Origin of the sequence: Enterocloster lavalensis, from assembly GCF_046603895.1 — a bacterium.
Taxonomy (GTDB): Bacteria; Bacillota; Clostridia; order Lachnospirales; family Lachnospiraceae; genus Enterocloster; species Enterocloster lavalensis.
In genome coordinates, this window is the sequence record NZ_CP176637.1 from 215,384 (window position 1) to 232,851 (window position 17,468).

A 17,468-nucleotide genomic window follows, 5' to 3' on the forward strand; every position below is an offset into this window, starting at 1 on the left:
GAGTTCCTGTTCTATTTTTGCAGGTTTGGAGGAAAACGTCAAGTGTTTATTGCGGTGATTTCCGGCCGCTCAGATACCCGATTATGTGTTCTGCCACCGGGACCGGATCCGCCTTCAGCAGTTCGCAGGCGCGAAACATTCCGTATCCGTCGCCTCCGGCCCTGCGGTAATTTGTGATGCACAGGGTAAAGCTGTCCTCCGGCAGGATGTCCCTGCCCCCGTATTGCAGGCGGACCACCCGGCTGCCGGGCTCGCGGGTAAAATCCAGCCGATAATCGATTCCCGCGTAAAAGTCATAGTGAAAATACCGCGGTTTGGGCCGCAGAAAACGTCTGTCGATCCCAAAGCCCCCGCTCTCCTCGTTTAAAAACTCAGCCGTCCACTCCAACGCGCTGCGCAGCACGGCTCCGCTGCACCGCACCGTGCACAGGGTATTTGCGCTGGTGTAGGCCAGGAATACATCCGCCACGCGCACCTCGGCGGGCAGGCCAAGGGCCGTGTTGGAAAGGCAGGTGGCCGAAATCTGCGCCCCGGTGACTGCCAGCTGCACCCGGTTGATAAAATCAGCCAGCGCGGACCCGTGGAGAGCCATGTGCACCCGGTCCTGTATGGGAATCGGGGCCGGCAGCGTGCAGATCCGCCCGGACTCCCAATTTTCCAGGGCCTGACGGAGATCAGATAAGGCCGGGAGGGAATCTGCCGGATGAGGCGTGAAAGGAGCCTCCCCCGTAGCCGCCTCTTTCAGACGCGAGACAAACCGAATCTCCCCGTCCATGCCAACCGTGCCGGTGACATCCGCGTAACACCCGCAAAAGCAGCCTGGCTGTACCGCGTAAGAGCCATACAGCGGACGGCCCGGCTCCCTCAGATGCTGATGCCCCGTGAGGAGCAGGTCCAGGCCCGGCTCCCGGCAAAGCGCGCAGGCGACATTCTCGCCGCTGTTATCCAGAACTTCCCCTGTGGCGGGGTCTTCCTCAAAACCTCCGTGGTAGATACAGACCGTCACGTCGCAGCGCCCCCGCAGTCCGCCCAGCACCCTGCGGGCCGCGTCCAGCGGCTTTTCGATGCAAAGCTGACGGATCGTCTCCTCCCGCTCCCATCCCGCCAGGGCGTCGGTGCACAGCCCGAACACGCCGATGCGCAGCCCGTTCTCCAGCGTAAAGATCCGGCTCTCCTCCACCGGCAGAATCCCCGCTTGGCTGTCAATATTGGCGCAAAGGCAGACCCCGCGCAGAGAGGTCAGATAATCAGCCAGATAGGGCAGGCCGTAATTAAAATCGTGATTTCCCAGGGTTACGGCGTCGTAGCCGCAGGCGTTCATCACCTGCGCCGCCGGGTGCGGCGGATGCGGTTTGCGCCCGGACTTTTGCTCCAGCTCCCGTTCCTTTTCCCTGAATTGCCGCACAAAAAAAGTACCGGCGGTCCCGCCCTGAAGCAGGTCCCCGCCGTCAAAAATCAGTGTATTTCCATCCTTATCAAATTCCCGGCCAGCCACGTCCAGCCCGGCCTCGCCGGGCCGGGCGAACAGCCTGCCGTGGATATCGCTTGTATACAGGATTCGGAAGGTTCTCTCCCCCATGTTTTTGATCTCCCCCGGTTATGTTTCCAAAAACTCCTTCATGATCTCCCCGCGGATTTCCAAAAACGCGGGGTCCGTGCGGTCCCTGGGGAACGGCAGGTTTACGGGCACGATCTTCTTCACCACGCCCGGGTTCTTGCCCATGATCACCACCCGGCTGCTGAGGTAAATCGCCTCGTCGATGTCGTGGGTAACGATCATCATGGTGGTTTTGTCCTGCTCCCAGATGCGCAGCACCTCCTGCTGCATGGACATGCGGGTGAAGGCGTCCAGAGCGCCGAAGGGCTCGTCCAGCAGCAGAAGCTGGGGCCTGGTGGCCAGGGCGCGGGCGATGCTGACGCGCTGCTGCATGCCGCCGGAGAGCTGGTTGGGCACGGCGTCCGTGAATTCGGACAGACCCACCAGGTTGATGTAATACTCCACCATCTCCTTCTTCTCCGCTTTGGGAACCGCGTCGGAGATCACGAATTCAATGTTCTGCCGCACGCTCAGCCAGGGAAAAAGTCTGGCTTCCTGGAAGATCATACTGCACTTGGGGGACGGCCCGTTGACCGGTTCGCCGTCCAGCAGAATCTCGCCGGAGCTGATGGATTCCAGGGTGGTAATCAGCTTTAACAGCGTGCTCTTTCCGCAACCGCTGGCGCCCACAATGGCTACCATTTCCCCCTTTTTGACGGTCAGATCCACGCCGGCCAGAACCTCGAACTTCTGACCCCGGATATAAAAGTTTTTGTACAACTGGTGTATCTCAAGAATATTTTCATTTCCAGCCATGGTGTTTCACCCTCCTTATTTGCTGTCCGTGATGCCGCGGGTTTTCGCCAGATAATAGTGCTCCAGCCGGGTCAGCCCTCTGTCGATAAACAGGCCGATCACGCCGATTACCAGCACGCACATATACATGACCCGTGCATTTGCCGTCTCACGGGAAAGGGTGATCAGATAGCCGATTCCGGTGGAGGAGGCGATCATCTCCGCGGCCACCACGCTCATCCAGGCGTTACTCATGCCCAGCCGCAGGCCGGTGAGGATGGCGGGGATGGAGGAGGGGACAATGATCTTGAAAATGGTCTTCAGGGTGGGAATCCGGTAGGTGTACGCCACCTCCAGCAGCTTGTTGTCCACCGACTGGATTCCGTGAACGGTGTTGAGCAGCACCGGCCAGAAGGAACCGAAGGCGATGATCGCCACCTTTGAGGAAAAACCGATGCCCGCCAGCAGAATCACGATGGGCACCAGGGCGATGGTGGGAATAGGGCGCAGCACGCTTACAATGCCGCTGAACGCCGCGTTGACCGGCTTAAACAGTCCCATCAAAAATCCCGCCACCACGCCGCAGACCGCGCCGATCACATAGCCGCACGCCACGCGCCCGAAGCTGACGCTCAGATTTTTCCAGAGTTTCCCAGATTCGATATAGGACAGAAATGTTTTCGCGATTGTCAGTGGAGCCGGCACAAGGGATGCTTTCACCAGCCCGTGGGTTGACGCGAACTGCCATAAGAGAATTACCAAAACCGGAAACACAATGGCAATCCAAAGCAGGATTTTGTTCTGTCTTGCGCTGTTTTTGGAGTTAAGATTAAACATTTATAAACTTCCTTTCCATATATTCCGACGTGTGGCCGGCAGGGCGGCTATAGCCGCGTTTACCGGTAGCCTGCGATCTCCAGGTATTTCAGCTCCAGAATATCGTCCAGCTCGATATCCGGGTTGGACAGCAGGTCGTTGGCTTTCATGAATTCCAGAACCTCGCCCAGCACCCGAAGGTCCTGTTCGGTCAGGTTGATTCCAAAGTTGGAGCCGCCGTACATGGTGGAGAACCAGCTTTCCTCGCGCTGGGTGATTCCGGCCAGCGTGGCAAACGCCTCTTTCTGGTTGGCTTCGCTCTCCGCCATCCAGTCGTCCACGCGCTGAACGGTTCTCAGCACCTTTGCGGTGATCTCAGGATATTTCTCACAGAACTCGGTACGGCCTAAAAAGGCGCTGATCTGGCAGGTGCCGCTGGCGGTTCCGTCCGCAAGCACGTGCACGTCGCCGGCCTCGATCATGGAGTTGAATTTGGCCAGCTGGTCCGCAGCGCCCTGCACCTCCCCTGAGGCCAGAAGCGTCACGGTGTCGTTGGTGTTGACCAGCTCGATGTCGTTCTCCGTAAGGCCGAGGGACTCCAGATAGGTCAGAAGCAGGTAGTGCGCGCTGGTGCCGACGGAAACGGCGATCTTGGCCCCTTTTAAGCCCTGCGCGTCCGTGATGTCCTTGTTGACCACCAGGGGATACATGGTTTCCGTGTCGCAGTTGCGCCCAATGATCTTGTAGCCGTACTCAGCCGAGATTCCAGCGATGGCCGCCTGCTCCCCGAACTCCGCGAAATCCAGGTCCCCGGAGGCGAAGGCCTCGGAGATGGCGGGACCGTTCTGGAAGTAGTCCATGGTGAAAGTCACGTTGCTGCCCTCAAACTCCTCCTCCAGATAGCCCAGATTGTAGGCCAGGTTCAACGGGAACTGGCTGTTGATATCTCCCAAATGGATCTCGATGGGCTCTCCGTCGTACACATAGCTGTCCAGAGCATTTTCCCCCGACGCTTCGGCTGCCGTGGTCTCCCCGGCGGTTGCGCCCTCGGCCTGGGTCTCCTGAGCCGTAGTCTCCGCCTCCGTGGCGGCCGTGGTCTGCGCAGTTGTCTCCGTCTTTGCTCCGGTTGAACATCCGGCCAGTGTCACTGCCATGCAAAGTGACAGTCCGATGGATAGTGCTTTTCTCATGTTACGTTCCTCCTCTTGGTGTGTGGTGTTTTTTCTGTAATACATCGCAATGTGTTACAGTTTCAGCAGCTTCGCCGCATTATTGTAAAAGAAATCCGGCATTACGGATTCTTTTATCCCGCAGGTCTCGTAAAATCCGGCAGCGTCCACGATGTTGAGAATCGGGTAGGCGGTGCCGAAGAGCATCTGGCCCTTCATCAGCGTGTTGGCGGCCTTTACATAATCCTGGCTTCCCGCGCCGGTCAGGCCGTACATGTCCGGGACAATGTAGATATTGGGGGAGTTGAAGGCCATGGCCATCACCTCCAGGTGCCAGGGCCATCCGCCGTGTCCCACGACGATTTTGAGCTCCGGAAACCGCTGGAGCAGAGCGCCTAACTGGCGCACCGTATCCGGGTCCACAACGGGCAGGAGCTTGGCGCTGTAGCTTACAAACAGGACCAGATCCTCCCGCTGAAGCTTCTCATACATGGGATAGGCCACCGGATCGTCGAACCGGTAGGGCCTGGGCTGAAAGGTGGGCTCTGCGCTGACCCCGCGGATATCCCAGACCGCCCGGAAGCGGTCAATCTCCTCCAGCGCGCGCTCCCCGTCCGTGGGATCGATGTAGGGGAACACCATGAACCGTCCGGGATACCGGGAGACCAGCGGAAACATGCCTCCGTCCTCCCCTCCCAGGTTCTTGCGTTCCGGGACCACGCAGAGCTCCACCCCGGCCAGGTCCATTTCCCGCACAAACTGTTCCAGATTGCCTGTGCGCTGGGATTCGGATACGGTAAAGTCAAAGGCGTCGGCGAGCCTGGCAAAATGCGCCTGTTCATTTTGGAACATAGTCAGATAATTACCGAAGGGCGGGCGCACCCTGAAATCAATTTTTTTATACACAATAACACTCCTATGTGAAACATCATGTTCATTTTGTTAAAATTAGTATATAATAGGGGTAACGAAAAAAATATGAGATTTCTCACATTATGAAGAATTTTGGAGGATGAAATTGAAGAGCGCAAAGAGCCCGGAAGCCACGGACAGAATTTTGAAAGAAAATGGATTTCTGCTTCACTTTTCCTTTGATATCCGCCCCTATCTGCGCGTCACGGAGTACGAGAAGGGCGAGTATATTATCCGCAACACGGATCAGCTGACGCGGATTCTCTATCTGGTGAGGGGCACGGCCAAGCTGTACGGATTTCACAAAAACGGAAGGCAGTCCCTGATCAATTTTTTCACGCCGCCCAGCTTTTTCGGCGTGCCGGAGCTGTTTGAGGAGAACAAGCGGCCTTTTCCCATCGTGGCGCAGACGAAGTGCCGCTTCATCGAGGTGGACACCCGGGGCTGCAGGGCCGCCCTGCTGCAGGACGCGCAGTTTCTCCGGTTCTGCTGCAGCATGGCGCTGAAGCAGAACGTGGCCCAGAACCACCGTTACATGTGCCTGACCGCCTATCCCAGCCGCAACAATCTGGCGGCCTGCCTGCTGCTTCTGCAAAACGACGGGGTCCTGTCCGTGAAATACACGGAAATCGCCGAGTACCTGACCATCTCCTACCGCCATCTGATGCAGCTGATCTCGGAGCTGTGCGAAGAACGCATTCTGGAGCGGGTGCCGAAAGGACTCCGCATTCTGGACTGGGAACAGGTGCGGGCCTTGGCCGATGAGATGCGGGAGGACGATCATGGGGCGGGGAATTGAAAAAGCCGCCCTTAAACAGGCGGCTCACTTTTAAAAGTCTTGCCGGATCAAAGTTCTTAAGTTTCGTCCATCGGCAATATCACCACAAACTCGCTCCCCTCGTCCAGCTTCGACTCCACCCGTATGGTCCCGTGGTAATAGCCCACGATGTGCTTCACAATGGACAGGCCCAGTCCGGTCCCGCCCTGCTTGCGGCTGCGGCCCTTGTCCACCCGGTAAAAGCGCTCGAAAATGCGGTCCAGGGAGTCCTCCGGGATGCCCACCCCGTTGTCCCGCACCCGGGCCACCATCTGGTGGTCCGCCTCCCGGACGTTCACCCAGACCTGGCCACCGGGCCGGTTGTATTTGACCGCGTTTCCGATCAGATTGGTGAACAATTCCCGCATGTGCTGGGCGTTGGCGCGGATCATCAGGGGCTGGCAGTCGATGTGGATGAACACCTGGCCCGCGGCGGCCTGGGGCTTCAGGCTGCCCACGATCTCCTCCAGGAGCACGCTTATGCGCACATCGGTCATCACCACCTCCGCCTCCTTTGTCTCCAGCCGGGAGATCATCAGGATGTCGTTGATCAGGCCGGTCATGCGCACGGCCTCTTTTTTGATGCGGCCGGCGAAATCCCGCTGCATGTTCTCATCCCGGATCAGCCCGCCCTCCAGCAGCTCCGCGTAGCCCTGGATGGAGGTGATGGGCGTTTTCAGCTCGTGGGAGGCGTTGCTGAAAAACTCCTGGCGAATCTGCTTTTCCTTCTCGATCCGGGCCAGATACTCCTCCACGTCCCGGGACATCTCCATGGTGGTGTCCGCGATCACATTGATCTCCGGGTACGGGCTTGGCTCAAATTTCAGGGAGCGGTAGTCCCCCCTTACCTTTAGCATCTCCCGGGAAATCACCCGCAGCGGCCGGGTGACCGAGGACACAAAACGCTCCGTCGCCGCGATGGAGCACGCCAAAGCCAGCATAAAACTGCCCATGGCCGCCGGAAACAGCAGCGGAAGGTATTCCCGCATGCCCGAATAAGGCACGGCCAAACGCAGCACGTTGTCCGAGTGGGCGGAGCGCATAGCTACATAGAGCATGGTCCTGCCCAGGGTGGCGGAGCGGCGGATGGCGTACCCGCTGCCCCCCTTAAGGGCGGCCTCCACCTCCTCCCGGTCCAGGTGGTTGTCCAGGGAAGCGGCCACCGCCCCCGTGTCCGCGGCCACCGATCCGTCGGCCGCAATCACGGTCAGACGGCTGTCATAGCGGTCCGTGACCAGCTCCAGCCGGGCCACCTGGCCGTTTAAATCGCCGCCGTATTCCAGAAGGCTGTCGGCGCTCTCCAGAATATACAGCATGTCCTCTCGGGTGCTGTTTAAAATACTCCGGCTGCTGGCCCCATAGAAAATCAGACTGTTCAAAAACAGCGCCGCCAGCAGCACCAGCGCGAATTTTTTCAGCAGCGCTCTACGCATTTGTTTTCTCCCCGGTCTCAGGCTTCACCATCCGGTAACCCACGCCCCGCACCGTGCGGATGCAGGCCCCGCCGTCCGCGCCCAGCTTCTGGCGCAGGGTGCGGATGTGCATGTCCAGGGTTCTGGTCTCCCCGTCGTACCCGTAGCCCCAAATGCGGTTTAACAGTTCGTCCCTCGTCACGACCCGGGAGCAGTTTTCCAGCAGGTACATGAGCAGCTCGTACTCCTTTAAGGTCAGCTCCACCGGCCGTCCGCCGGAATTTACCTCCCTGGTCCGGCGGTCGACCCGGATCCCGTCAAAGGCCAGCTCGTCGCTCCTGTCCTCCCGCCTGCTTCTGCGCAACAGACTGCGGACCCGCGCGGACAGCTCCAGCACGCCGAAGGGCTTCACCATGTAGTCGTCGGCTCCGCAGTCCAGTCCCACCACCTTGTCCAGCTCCTTCTCCCTGGCGGTGAGCACCATGACCGGCAGATTCTTTAAACCCTCGGTGCGGCGCACCTCCTTGATCGCCTGGATGCCGTCCATCCCCGGCAGCATCCAGTCGAAAATGGCCAGGGACGGCGGCTCTTCCTTCATGCGCGCCAGTCCCTCCTCCGCGGTCTCAAAGCTCTCCGCCTGATATCCAAAGCCCTCCAAAGCGATCTGCAGCAGATTGCGGATATTTTCATCGTCCTCTATGATATAGATCCGGTCCATGTTCCTTTTCCTCTCTCCGTCTCATTCCGGCGGCCGCGGCCGCCTCTGGAAACAGCATATCAAATCTGCGTAAAATCCGCCCCTTGGAATTGTAAAATCTATGTAAAATTTTAATATTAAATGCCGGTCAGAGCAGTTCCCGGTAAACCCGCAGCACATTTCCGGCAAAAACCGCCTCGATCTCGCCCGCCGTAAAGCCCTGGCGCTCCATCTCCTGAGCCAGTCTTGGCAGGTCCGCGGCCGTTTTCAGCTCCAGATCACCGCCTATTCCGTCAAAGTCCGAGCCCAGGCCGATGACCTGGATTCCGCCCACATTGCGGATATGCTTCATGTGGGCCACCATGTCGGCAACCCGGCTCACATCCTCGCCGCCCACAGGGACGTCCCGCAAAAATCCGCCGTAATAGTTGATTCCCATCACGCCGCCCCGCTCCGAAAGAGCCCGGATCATCTCGTCGGTCAGGTTCCGGGGATGGGAACAGACGGCCCTGGCGTTGCTGTGGCTGGCCACAAAGGGCTTTTTCGTGTGCAGGAATACATCCCGGATTCCGGCGTCGTTTAAATGGGCCACGTCGATGATCATCCCCAGGCGCTCCATCTCCTCCACAAAGGCGATGCCCGTCTCCGTCAGGCCGTGCTCCGTGTCCGGCACCGCCTGGTAATGTCCGCCCTCCAGGGCTTTGCGGCCGTTGGGAAACGCCAGCTCATTGGGATGGTTCCAGGTGAGCGTCATCATCCGCACGCCCAGCCGGTAGAAATTCCGCAAAAAGGAAAGCTCTCCCTGGCAGACGCCGCCTTCCTCGACGGTCAGTAGCGCGGACATCTTTCCCTGCCGCAGGTTCTCCTCGATATCCGCGTAAGAGCGCACAATTCCGATCAAGTCCCGGTGTGCCTCCAGTTCGGTATAAAATGTGTCCAAAAGCTTCATGCAGTATTCAAAGGGCGGCTCATCGATGGACGCCAGATTGGTAAAAAGCGCAAAATTCTGCAGCCCGTAATCACCGGCCTGCATCTTCTTTAAGTCCAGCATCAAATTGTTTTCCAGCACCGAAACAGTTCCGCCCGCCCGGTGGTCCGCGTACAGCACCGCAATGGTGTCGCAGTGCATATCAACTACTCTCATATCTCCATCCTCTTTCCGGATCCCGCCTGTTGTGGTTCACAGTCCGGCAAAATGCCGCCGGAGCCGTGAACCATAAACGCTCACCCATCCATATTTTACGCTTATCTTACCATATTATCCCTGAAATTTCCAGAGGGAGGTGAGTCAGCCTGTCGCGAGGTTACTCGCTCCGCAGGGCGTCGATGGGATTTAAGTTAGCCGCGCGGCTGGCGGGCATGTAGCCGAAGAGCAGCCCGATGCCCACGGATACGCTGAAGGAAATGATGATAGCCGCCGGTGTGGGCGTGGCATTTATGCCCACCGCCGCCCCAACCGCCGTGGTGGCCACGCAGCCGATGAGAATGCCGATCAGACCTCCCAGGGAGCTGGTCACGGCCGCCTCGATGACGAACTGCCGCATGATCACGCTTTTATCCGCTCCCAGGGATTTGCGGATGCCGATCTCCCGGGTCCGCTCGGTCACGGACACCAGCATGATATTCATAACGCCCACGCCCGCCACCAACAGGGAGATTCCCGCGATTCCGCCCAGCATGCCGCTCATCATGGCGATCTGCTCATTTAAAGAGTCCAGCATCTCGCTCATGGCCGTCACCCGGTACAGGTCGTCGTCCTTGAAAATCTCGTAGAGGTAATTTTCAATCTGTGTTTTGCACTCCTCCGCCTTGGTGGTGTCGATGATGGTAAAGGTGTAGCTGCTGATATTGGCGTTCCGGGACATTTTCACGGCAACGCTGTAGGGCAGCCATACAAAATCGTCGGTTCCGCCCTGCTCCAGATCGTCCTCATCCTGGGCTTCCACCACGCCCACGATCTTGAAGGCGTAGCCTCCGACCTTCAGGGTCTCCCCCAGAGCCTTCTCAGCGCCGCCGTAGAGCTCCTGGGCCACGTAAGCTCCAATCACGCACACCTTCTGGCGGGCGGCGATATCCGCGTAGGAGAGATTTCTCCCCTGCTCCAGCTTGTAGTCCTTGATCTCCAGGTACTGCTCGCTGCGGCCCGCAACGCTGGTGGAGGTCAGGGAATCGTCCCCGTGTTTGATGGTGGTGGACACCGTGACGTTGGGGCTGAGGCCGTCGAACAGGTCCGTGTGCTCGTCGTAGAAGGCGTACATCTCATCCACATCCAGAGAGCGGGAGGACAGATTGGTCACATTCACATTGATCTGATTCACGCCCATGCTGGCAAAGCTCTCCACCACGCTTCCCATGTAGCCGTTGACCAGGCTCACCAGGATGATCACGGCGGCCACGCCGATAATGATGCCGAGCATGGTCAAAAAGGAGCGCATCTTGTTGCCCCATATACTTCTGATCGCCAATTTAAAGGATTGCAGCATAGTCTTTCACATCTCCGTCAAAGGTAATCTTCCCATCCGCAATGCGCACCACCCGCCTGGCCTCCATGGCGATGGAATTGTCGTGGGTGATCATTACAATGGTGTTTCCCTCATCATTCAACTGCTTCAAAAAGTTCAGCACGTCCCGGCTGGTCCTGGAGTCCAACGCTCCCGTGGGCTCGTCGGCCAAAATCAGGGAGGGACTGCCCGCCAGCGCCCTGGCGATGGACACCCTCTGTTGCTGGCCGCCGGAGAGCTGGTTTGGCATACTGCGCCATTTTTCCTCCAGCCCCACCTTGCGCAGGGATTCCAGCGCCCGCTCTCTCCGCTCGGCCTGGCCCGCTCCGGCGTAAAGCAGGGGCAGCTCCACATTTTCCAGCAGGTTCAGCTTGGGCAGCAGATTGTACTGCTGGAAAATGAAGCCGATCATCTTGTTGCGGATTCTGGCCAGCTGCTTATCCGTCATCACGGCCACATCCTCCCCGCCCAGGAAATAATCTCCCCGGGTGGGAACATCCAGCGCGCCGATAATATTCATCAGCGTGGACTTTCCGCTGCCGGATTTGCCCACAATGGCCACAAACTCGCCGCGGCGGATGGTCAGGTTTATGCCGTCGTTGGCCCGGACCTCCTCGCCGCCCAGGGTATAAATCTTATAAATATCCTTCAGTTCGATTAACGGCTGTCCGGCCGCGCCTTCACAACGCGTTGCCTGCGCCTCCCGGTTTGTCTCTTCCATCCAATCCTCCTGGGGCCTGTATTTCATCCTGCGGGGCTCAGGCCAGCGTCAGCGCATGCCTCCGCCTCCCTGACGGTTTCCGCCGCCCTGGCCGCCTTCCGGCGGGCCGCCCATGCCTCCGCCTCCGGCCGGCATCATCATAAAACTGTTTACATTGCTGGCTGTGGATTCCGCCACATAGACCACGTCGCCCTCAGAGAGGCCGCTCTTGATCTCCACATAGGAGTCGTTTGTCAGTCCGGTTTCCACCTCCACGGAGCGGAAGCCCGCGGGCACCGGTCCCTGCTGCTCCGTCACCGTCTCATCCTTCACATACACCCGGTTGCCCCGCATCAGGGCGTCCACCGGGATCGCCAGCACGTCGTTGGCCTCCTCCAGAGTGATCACGCCGTCCACGTTCATGCCGGGAAGCAGATCCCCCGTCTCGTCCAGAGTCACGGTCACCGGATAGGTGCTGACCCCGTTGGAGTAGGTGCTCTCCAGACTCACGTTGGTCACCGTGCCAGAGAAGGACTGGCCCTCAAAGGCGTCCGCCGTCACCGCCACCTTCTGTCCCACCTTCACCTTGCGGATATCCAGCTCGTCGATGGACATCTCAAAGGTCAGGCTGGACAGGTCGTAGATGGTGGCAAGAACTGTGGTGTTGCTGGTATTTTTGGTAATGTTATCCCCAACCTTAAAATTCTTCGCGATCACCTGGCCGGAAATGGGCGCGGTGATGGTGTAATTGTCATAGCTGTCCTGGGTGCTCTCCAGCTTGCTCTGGGCGGATTCCAGCGACTCCTGGGCTTTGTCCAGGGCGTCCTTGTAGCTCTGAATCAGCTTATCCGCCGATTTTGAGGTCATGCGGAACATGGGTGTACCCTTGGACACGTAGTCCCCCTCGTTGACCAGCACGGCCTCCACCTCCACGCCGGTGCTTAAATCCGCGTTCATGGTGGTGTCCACGGAGGCCTCGAAAGTGCCGTCCTCGCTGCCCGAAAAGTCGCCGATCTGGGCCGTGGCCCGCATGGTGTCGGTCAGCCCCCCTGGATTGGGCACGGAAATGGTCACGTAGCGCACCAGCCGTCCGCCGGTCAGCACCCGCTCCTGGTTGGCCACCGCCTTCACGGTGCCCCCAATCTGCTCCCCGGTATCCGTCAGGGTGACAGTGACGCCGTTTCCCACGCCGATGGCCGCCGCCTCGCCGGAGAGAAAGGGGATGCGCAGCTCCATCACATCGTCGCTGTAAATGTCCGCCAGCTTGGTATTTCCGCTCACCTTGTCGCCTGGGTTCACGTACAGCTCCTTGATATAACCCGCCTCAGTTGCCTTGTAGGTGTTTCCGCTGTAGTCGTTTAAGGCGTCCTGATAGTCCTCAGTCGCGTCCTCGTAGGAGCTGTTGGCACGCTCCAGGGAATTGTTGGCGCTGGTCAGCTGGGTCTCCATGCTGGACTTGTCGATCTCATAGAGGACCTGATCCTTCTCCACCTGATCCCCCTCCTCGAAATTGGCGGACAGCACCTCCCCCTCCACCAGGGACGTGATGCTGTAGGTGTCCTTGGCCGCCAGAGTGCCCGAGGAGGACAGCTCGGAGGTGATATTGCGGCGCTCCACACTGGCCGTGTTCTGGGTCTTGGCCGTAGCCGCGGCCTGTTTGGCCTTGGAATTGCGGTAAGCCATGAAGCCGATCAGCGCAGCGGCCACAAGAAGCAGCGCGACGATAATTTTGACTCCTTTTCCGCCTTTTCTTCCCCGCTGTTTTCCCTTTCCGGAGGGCGTCCGGCTCTCTTCGCCCTGCCCGCTGCCAGACGGCGTCTCGCCGCCTTTTTTCCGAAATTTGAACTTGAATTTCCCGTCCATCCCGCACCTCATCTATCAATATTCAATGGCATCCACAGCCGTATAGCTGTTGCTGCCGGACGATCCCTGGCACACCACCACCACCTCATCCCCCACCTGAACGCTGCCGTAGATGGAGAACAGATACTGTAACTGGGAGGAATTCAGCGCAATGGTGATGGTGCCGTCCCCGTCGATCAGCTCGGAGTCGGAGGAGTCGTTCAAATCCACCTCCAGCTCAATGGACGTGGGTGTGATCACATCCGTGGACTTATAGTAAATATTCTTGACCTCGCCCTTGACCAGAATGTAGTTGCCCACTCCGTCTTCGTCGTCCCAGCCCGAGGTGGTGTAGGCCCAGATGGTTTTGGACTTCACGTTGTAGTATATCACCGCAAACCCGCACTCCCTCTGGGACTGGTTCACCGCCGCCAGGCTGCTGGCGACGCCGTTTAGGAACACGTTGGCGTTCTCCGTGCTGAAGGGGACTGACTCGGAAACGGAAAAACCCTTGCGCACCAGGATGGGGCCCTTGCGTTCGTCGTCCAGAATGGTAATGGGGTTGATCTCCCCGTCGGAGTTCAGCTCGCAGCCCAGCACCGCGCCGTAAATCTCATTGCTGTCCTTTTTCTTGGCTTTCAGCAGGTTGTAGAAAATGTTCACGCAGTCCGTCTGATTCAGCACCTCGTCGGGCTGACGGCTCACCTTTTCGTTCAGCTCGAGATAATTGAACTTTGAAATGCGGGAGGTGGCCAAATCCCCGGTGAAATCGCTGTCCGCGTAACCCAGCATGGTCAAAAACGCTTTCGAGGCGTCCTTATATGTAATATAGTCGTCGGGTTTGAACATGCCGCCCAGAAAACCGCTCATCCAGCCCTGGGAGGCGGCGATGCGGATATAGACGGCATTTTCATGGTTCATCGGCACATCCGCAAACACGGAAACGCTGGATACCGGAAGATTTTCCCGATAGCTGGACGCGTTCACCAGCATTTTCGCAAACTCGGACCGCGTCACCTGGCCGGTGTAATCGGTGACACTCAAAATCCCCAGAAGATCCACCACCTTTTTGCGCATATCGAAATTGGCGGTGGACGTGCTGGCGTTCACCGTCATGGGCGCGGCGGCCGTCACCGCCGTCACCGCGGCCAGGGAGGCATAAAAAAAGCGGCCTGCCTTGTATCGTCTCTTCATAACCGTTGCTCCTCTCAAATCGATGGCATATTTCTTTGTTTGCCCATACTTTACCATTTTAATGTGTTTATTTTGTGACTGAGAATTCATAATTTCAACTTTTTTCCAGATCAAATACAGGGTTCATTTTTAAAACGTTTGCAATAATTTTTTATATTTTCAGGGTAATGCCAAATATTTTCTTATATTTATGGCGGCTATATTGAAAAAGTCTGATTTTAGTTCTATACTCAGGTAAAGAGGCATTTTTTTCTTTTCTCACATCAAAAGGGGGCTTATCTATGAATCTTTCGTATCTGGCACCTGTCGGCTCTGTCATCGCCCTGCTGTTTGCGGCGTATCTTGCGCGGGGAGTTCTGAAAAGCGATCCCGGTTCCCGGGAAATGGTCCGGATTTCCATGGCGGTGCGCAAGGGCGCGGGCGCATATCTGAAACGCCAGTACCGGGGTGTATTCCTGTTCTTTGTCGCCATGTTTCTGCTGCTGGCCGCCATGGCCGCGGGCGGATTCCTCACCATGTTCGTCCCCTTTGCCTTTATCACCGGCGGCTTTTTCTCCGGCCTGTCCGGCTTCATCGGCATGAAAATCGCCACCGCCGCCAACTGCCGCACCGCCTGCGCGGCCACGGACAGCCTGAATTCCGGCCTGAAGGTGGCGTTTAAGGCCGGGGCGGTCATGGGCTTCACCGTGGTCGGCCTGGGGCTTTTTGATCTGTCCTTCTGGTTCTTTTTCCTGAAATTCTGGTATTCCGACCCGGCCCACCTGGTGCTGGCCGCCGGACAGTCCCTGGAGAGCGCCCAGGTACAGGCCATCACCTCCGCCATGCTCACCTTCGGCATGGGCGCATCCTCCATGGCGCTCTTCGCCCGTGTGGGAGGCGGTATTTACACCAAGGCCGCGGACGTGGGCGCGGATCTGGTGGGCAAGGTGGAGATCGGAATCCCTGAGGACGATCCCCGCAACCCCGCCGTGATCGCGGACAATGTGGGCGACAATGTGGGCGACGTGGCCGGAATGGGCGCGGACCTGTACGAATCCTACGTGGGTTCCGTGATCTCCACAGCCGCCCTGGCAGTGGCGGCTGGCCTGGAATTTAAAGGGGTGACCATTCCAATGGCCCTGGCCTCCGTTGGCATCCTGGCCTCCATCCTGGGTTCCTTCCTGGTGAGCACCCGGGAGGACGCCTCCCAGAAGGAACTGTTAACCGCACTGCGCCGGGGAATCTGGGGCAGCGGCGTGATTATCGCGGCGGTGGCCTGGCCTCTGATCCGCATCGGCCTAGGCCCGGGCTACACCGGCGTATACGCCGCGGTGCTCTCCGGGCTGGTGGCCGGTATCCTGATCGGCTACTCCACCGAGTATTTCACCTCGGACACCTACGGTCCCACCCAGAAGCTGGCGGACTCCTCCGTGACGGGCCCGGGCACCGTGATTATCCGCGGAATCTCCCTGGGAATGTATTCCTGCGTGTTCCCGGTGCTCATCGTAGGCGTGTCCGTGCTGGTCAGCTTCTATGCGGCGGGCGGCAGCGCCAACTTTAACATGGGGCTCTACGGCATCGGCCTGTCCGCGGTGGGCATGCTCTCCACCCTTGGGATCACCCTTGCCACAGACGCCTACGGCCCCATCGCCGACAACGCGGGCGGTATCGCGGAGATGGCCCACCTGGGCGAGGACGTGAGAAAACGCACCGACGCCCTGGATTCCCTCGGAAACACCACGGCGGCCACGGGCAAGGGCTTTGCCATCGGCTCCGCGGCCCTGACGGCCCTGGCGCTGATCGTGTCCTACATCAATCAGGTCAAAGTGATCGACCCGGAGTTTGTGTTCGACATGCAGATCACCAATCCGTCCGTGCTGGTGGGCCTGTTCATCGGCAGCGTGCTGCCCTTCCTGTTCGCATCCTTCACCATGGAGTCCGTTGGCGAGGTGGCCCAGAGCATCGTGGTGGAGGTGCGGCGGCAGTTCAGGGAGATCGCCGGGCTGATGGAAGGAACGGCGGACCCTGACTACGAGGCCTGCGTGGATATCTGTACCAAATCCGCCCAGAAGGAAATGATCCGCCCCGCAGTGGTCGCCATCGCGGCTCCCCTGCTCACCGGATTGATTCTGGGCGTCAACGGCGTGATCGGTATGCTGGCCGGGGCTACGGCCTGCGGTTTCATCCTTGCGGTCATGATGGCCAACTCCGGCGGCGCCTGGGACAATGCCAAGAAATACATCGAGAGCGGCAAACACGGCGGCAAGGGCAGCGAGGCCCACAAGGCGGCCGTGGTCGGCGACACCGTGGGGGATCCCTTCAAGGATACTTCCGGGCCGTCCATCAATATTCTCATCAAGCTGCTGAGTATGGTGTCCATTGTGTTCGCGGGAGTGATTTTGCATTTTTCGATTATGTGAGATGGCGGTGAGGCGTTAAAAGCAGGGAGGCGGTCCGAAAAATGGATCGCCTCCCTGCCTTTTAATCCCACATCCAAAAATTATTTTTTATCCAACCATATGCTCAATCGCCTCTTCCACGGCAGCATTTAAACTTTTTCCATGTTCGATTGCATAGGTGGCAATCGTTCTGTGTAAATCCGGGCTGATTCTCACATTAAATGTTCCCTTGTATGGCAATTCCGGCTGTACACCGCGCTCTTCACAATCTTTCAAATATTCATCAATTACACTACGAAAGTCCGCTTCCAACTCGCGTACCGAGTCGCCCTCATAGGAAAGCAAGGACTTTACACCAATTACCTTTCCGTACAAACAATTATCGGCTTTTGAATATTCCACTGTTCCGTTATAATTCTTATAGGATAATAGGCTGCTCATAGTTGGCCATCCTTTCTCAATTTCTCGGTTACCTGATCTAATACATATTTTTTCAATACACCATTGGGATGCGGCTTATGAAAATTAATTACCTCGTTGCTCCCTTCTTTGATGAACTTCACTCCTGAACCGGTTCCGCCTTGTTTTAACTCATATCCAAAGTATGACAATAATAATACCATTTCATCAAATGTAAAATCCTTCGGTTTCTTCATGAGTCTGTCGATTAATTTTTCCTTCTTGCTCATCCTGACATC

The 17,468-nt window shown here is 58.0% G+C and carries 16 protein-coding genes; 2 read left to right on the plus strand and 14 right to left on the minus strand.

Going from position 1 to position 17,468, the window contains the following annotated elements:
- Positions 1 to 46 precede the first annotated feature (46 nt).
- From ACK2JC_RS00995 to ACK2JC_RS01015, 5 genes are read right to left on the minus strand one after another with little or no spacing between them, the layout of a single operon-like run.
- Positions 47 to 1,579, minus strand: a complete 1,533-nt coding sequence (locus tag ACK2JC_RS00995; protein WP_320936488.1) for a bifunctional UDP-sugar hydrolase/5'-nucleotidase — start codon at positions 1,577 to 1,579, stop codon at positions 47 to 49.
- An 18-nt stretch (positions 1,580 to 1,597) separates the two neighbouring features.
- Positions 1,598 to 2,353, minus strand: coding sequence for an ABC transporter ATP-binding protein (locus ACK2JC_RS01000; RefSeq protein WP_007717776.1), 756 nt, complete (start codon positions 2,351 to 2,353; stop codon positions 1,598 to 1,600).
- Between the two features lie 15 nt (positions 2,354 to 2,368).
- The gene (locus tag ACK2JC_RS01005; RefSeq protein ID WP_092360402.1) at positions 2,369 to 3,169 is read right to left on the minus strand and encodes an ABC transporter permease; all 801 of its coding nucleotides are present in this window, start codon (positions 3,167 to 3,169) and stop codon (positions 2,369 to 2,371) included.
- A 59-nt stretch (positions 3,170 to 3,228) separates the two neighbouring features.
- Positions 3,229 to 4,338 (minus strand): NrtA/SsuA/CpmA family ABC transporter substrate-binding protein, encoded by a 1,110-nt coding sequence (locus ACK2JC_RS01010; RefSeq protein WP_320936489.1) that lies wholly within the window; start codon positions 4,336 to 4,338, stop codon positions 3,229 to 3,231.
- A 54-nt stretch (positions 4,339 to 4,392) separates the two neighbouring features.
- Positions 4,393 to 5,223 (minus strand): amidohydrolase family protein, encoded by an 831-nt coding sequence (locus ACK2JC_RS01015; RefSeq protein ID WP_233460704.1) that lies wholly within the window; start codon positions 5,221 to 5,223, stop codon positions 4,393 to 4,395.
- A gap of 106 nt (positions 5,224 to 5,329) precedes the next feature.
- On the opposite strand from ACK2JC_RS01015, the gene ACK2JC_RS01020 reads away from it, so the two are divergent.
- Entirely contained in the window at positions 5,330 to 6,028 is a 699-nt protein-coding gene (locus tag ACK2JC_RS01020) for a cyclic nucleotide-binding domain-containing protein (RefSeq protein WP_092360401.1), read from the plus strand.
- Between the two features lie 56 nt (positions 6,029 to 6,084).
- Here the strand turns inward: ACK2JC_RS01020 and ACK2JC_RS01025 are convergent, their stop codons facing one another.
- From ACK2JC_RS01025 to ACK2JC_RS01055, 7 genes are all read right to left on the minus strand, one after another.
- On the minus strand, positions 6,085 to 7,479 hold the full coding sequence (locus ACK2JC_RS01025; RefSeq protein ID WP_092360400.1) for an ATP-binding protein: 1,395 nt from the start codon (positions 7,477 to 7,479) through the stop codon (positions 6,085 to 6,087).
- On the minus strand, positions 7,472 to 8,176 hold the full coding sequence (locus tag ACK2JC_RS01030; RefSeq protein ID WP_092360399.1) for a response regulator transcription factor: 705 nt from the start codon (positions 8,174 to 8,176) through the stop codon (positions 7,472 to 7,474). The genes ACK2JC_RS01025 and ACK2JC_RS01030 overlap by 8 nt, the downstream gene beginning before the upstream one ends.
- A 127-nt stretch (positions 8,177 to 8,303) precedes the next feature.
- Positions 8,304 to 9,299, minus strand: coding sequence for a dipeptidase (locus ACK2JC_RS01035; protein ID WP_227168944.1), 996 nt, complete (start codon positions 9,297 to 9,299; stop codon positions 8,304 to 8,306).
- A 160-nt stretch (positions 9,300 to 9,459) separates the two neighbouring features.
- On the minus strand, positions 9,460 to 10,638 hold the full coding sequence (locus ACK2JC_RS01040; RefSeq protein ID WP_092360397.1) for an ABC transporter permease: 1,179 nt from the start codon (positions 10,636 to 10,638) through the stop codon (positions 9,460 to 9,462).
- Positions 10,622 to 11,377 (minus strand): ABC transporter ATP-binding protein, encoded by a 756-nt coding sequence (locus ACK2JC_RS01045; protein WP_092360396.1) that lies wholly within the window; start codon positions 11,375 to 11,377, stop codon positions 10,622 to 10,624. Before ACK2JC_RS01045 ends, ACK2JC_RS01040 begins: the two co-directional genes overlap by 17 nt.
- Positions 11,378 to 11,425: 48 nt before the next feature.
- Positions 11,426 to 13,219, minus strand: coding sequence for an efflux RND transporter periplasmic adaptor subunit (locus tag ACK2JC_RS01050; RefSeq protein WP_276853302.1), 1,794 nt, complete (start codon positions 13,217 to 13,219; stop codon positions 11,426 to 11,428).
- Between the two features lie 15 nt (positions 13,220 to 13,234).
- Positions 13,235 to 14,392, minus strand: coding sequence for an S-layer homology domain-containing protein (locus tag ACK2JC_RS01055; RefSeq protein ID WP_092360394.1), 1,158 nt, complete (start codon positions 14,390 to 14,392; stop codon positions 13,235 to 13,237).
- Positions 14,393 to 14,673: 281 nt separating this feature from the next.
- On the opposite strand from ACK2JC_RS01055, the gene ACK2JC_RS01060 reads away from it, so the two are divergent.
- Positions 14,674 to 16,791, plus strand: coding sequence for a sodium-translocating pyrophosphatase (locus ACK2JC_RS01060; protein WP_092360393.1), 2,118 nt, complete (start codon positions 14,674 to 14,676; stop codon positions 16,789 to 16,791).
- Positions 16,792 to 16,878: 87 nt separating this feature from the next.
- On the opposite strand, the gene ACK2JC_RS01065 is transcribed toward ACK2JC_RS01060, so the two are convergent.
- A complete protein-coding gene (locus ACK2JC_RS01065) occupies positions 16,879 to 17,211 on the minus strand; it encodes a type II toxin-antitoxin system HicB family antitoxin (RefSeq protein ID WP_092360392.1) in 333 nt (110 codons plus the stop codon).
- Positions 17,208 to 17,459, minus strand: a complete 252-nt coding sequence (locus ACK2JC_RS01070) for a type II toxin-antitoxin system HicA family toxin (RefSeq protein ID WP_092360391.1) — start codon at positions 17,457 to 17,459, stop codon at positions 17,208 to 17,210. Before ACK2JC_RS01070 ends, ACK2JC_RS01065 begins: the two co-directional genes overlap by 4 nt.
- Positions 17,460 to 17,468: the final 9 nt, after the last annotated feature.

Excerpts from the sequence above, each read along its gene's own strand:
- ACK2JC_RS00995 (WP_320936488.1), bottom strand. The coding sequence starts at position 1,579 with ATGGGGGAGAGAACCTTCCGAATCCTGTATACAAGCGATATCCACGGC.
- ACK2JC_RS01000 (WP_007717776.1), bottom strand. The coding sequence starts at position 2,353 with ATGGCTGGAAATGAAAATATTCTTGAGATACACCAGTTGTACAAAAAC.
- ACK2JC_RS01005 (WP_092360402.1), bottom strand. The coding sequence starts at position 3,169 with ATGTTTAATCTTAACTCCAAAAACAGCGCAAGACAGAACAAAATCCTG.
- ACK2JC_RS01010 (WP_320936489.1), bottom strand. The coding sequence starts at position 4,338 with ATGAGAAAAGCACTATCCATCGGACTGTCACTTTGCATGGCAGTGACA.
- ACK2JC_RS01020 (WP_092360401.1), top strand. The coding sequence starts at position 5,330 with ATGAAATTGAAGAGCGCAAAGAGCCCGGAAGCCACGGACAGAATTTTG.
- ACK2JC_RS01025 (WP_092360400.1), bottom strand. The coding sequence starts at position 7,479 with ATGCGTAGAGCGCTGCTGAAAAAATTCGCGCTGGTGCTGCTGGCGGCG.
- ACK2JC_RS01030 (WP_092360399.1), bottom strand. The coding sequence starts at position 8,176 with ATGGACCGGATCTATATCATAGAGGACGATGAAAATATCCGCAATCTG.
- ACK2JC_RS01035 (WP_227168944.1), bottom strand. The coding sequence starts at position 9,299 with ATGAGAGTAGTTGATATGCACTGCGACACCATTGCGGTGCTGTACGCG.
- ACK2JC_RS01040 (WP_092360397.1), bottom strand. The coding sequence starts at position 10,638 with ATGCTGCAATCCTTTAAATTGGCGATCAGAAGTATATGGGGCAACAAG.
- ACK2JC_RS01045 (WP_092360396.1), bottom strand. The coding sequence starts at position 11,377 with ATGGAAGAGACAAACCGGGAGGCGCAGGCAACGCGTTGTGAAGGCGCG.
- ACK2JC_RS01050 (WP_276853302.1), bottom strand. The coding sequence starts at position 13,219 with ATGGACGGGAAATTCAAGTTCAAATTTCGGAAAAAAGGCGGCGAGACG.
- ACK2JC_RS01055 (WP_092360394.1), bottom strand. The coding sequence starts at position 14,392 with ATGAAGAGACGATACAAGGCAGGCCGCTTTTTTTATGCCTCCCTGGCC.
- ACK2JC_RS01060 (WP_092360393.1), top strand. The coding sequence starts at position 14,674 with ATGAATCTTTCGTATCTGGCACCTGTCGGCTCTGTCATCGCCCTGCTG.
- ACK2JC_RS01065 (WP_092360392.1), bottom strand. The coding sequence starts at position 17,211 with ATGAGCAGCCTATTATCCTATAAGAATTATAACGGAACAGTGGAATAT.
- ACK2JC_RS01070 (WP_092360391.1), bottom strand. The coding sequence starts at position 17,459 with ATGAGCAAGAAGGAAAAATTAATCGACAGACTCATGAAGAAACCGAAG.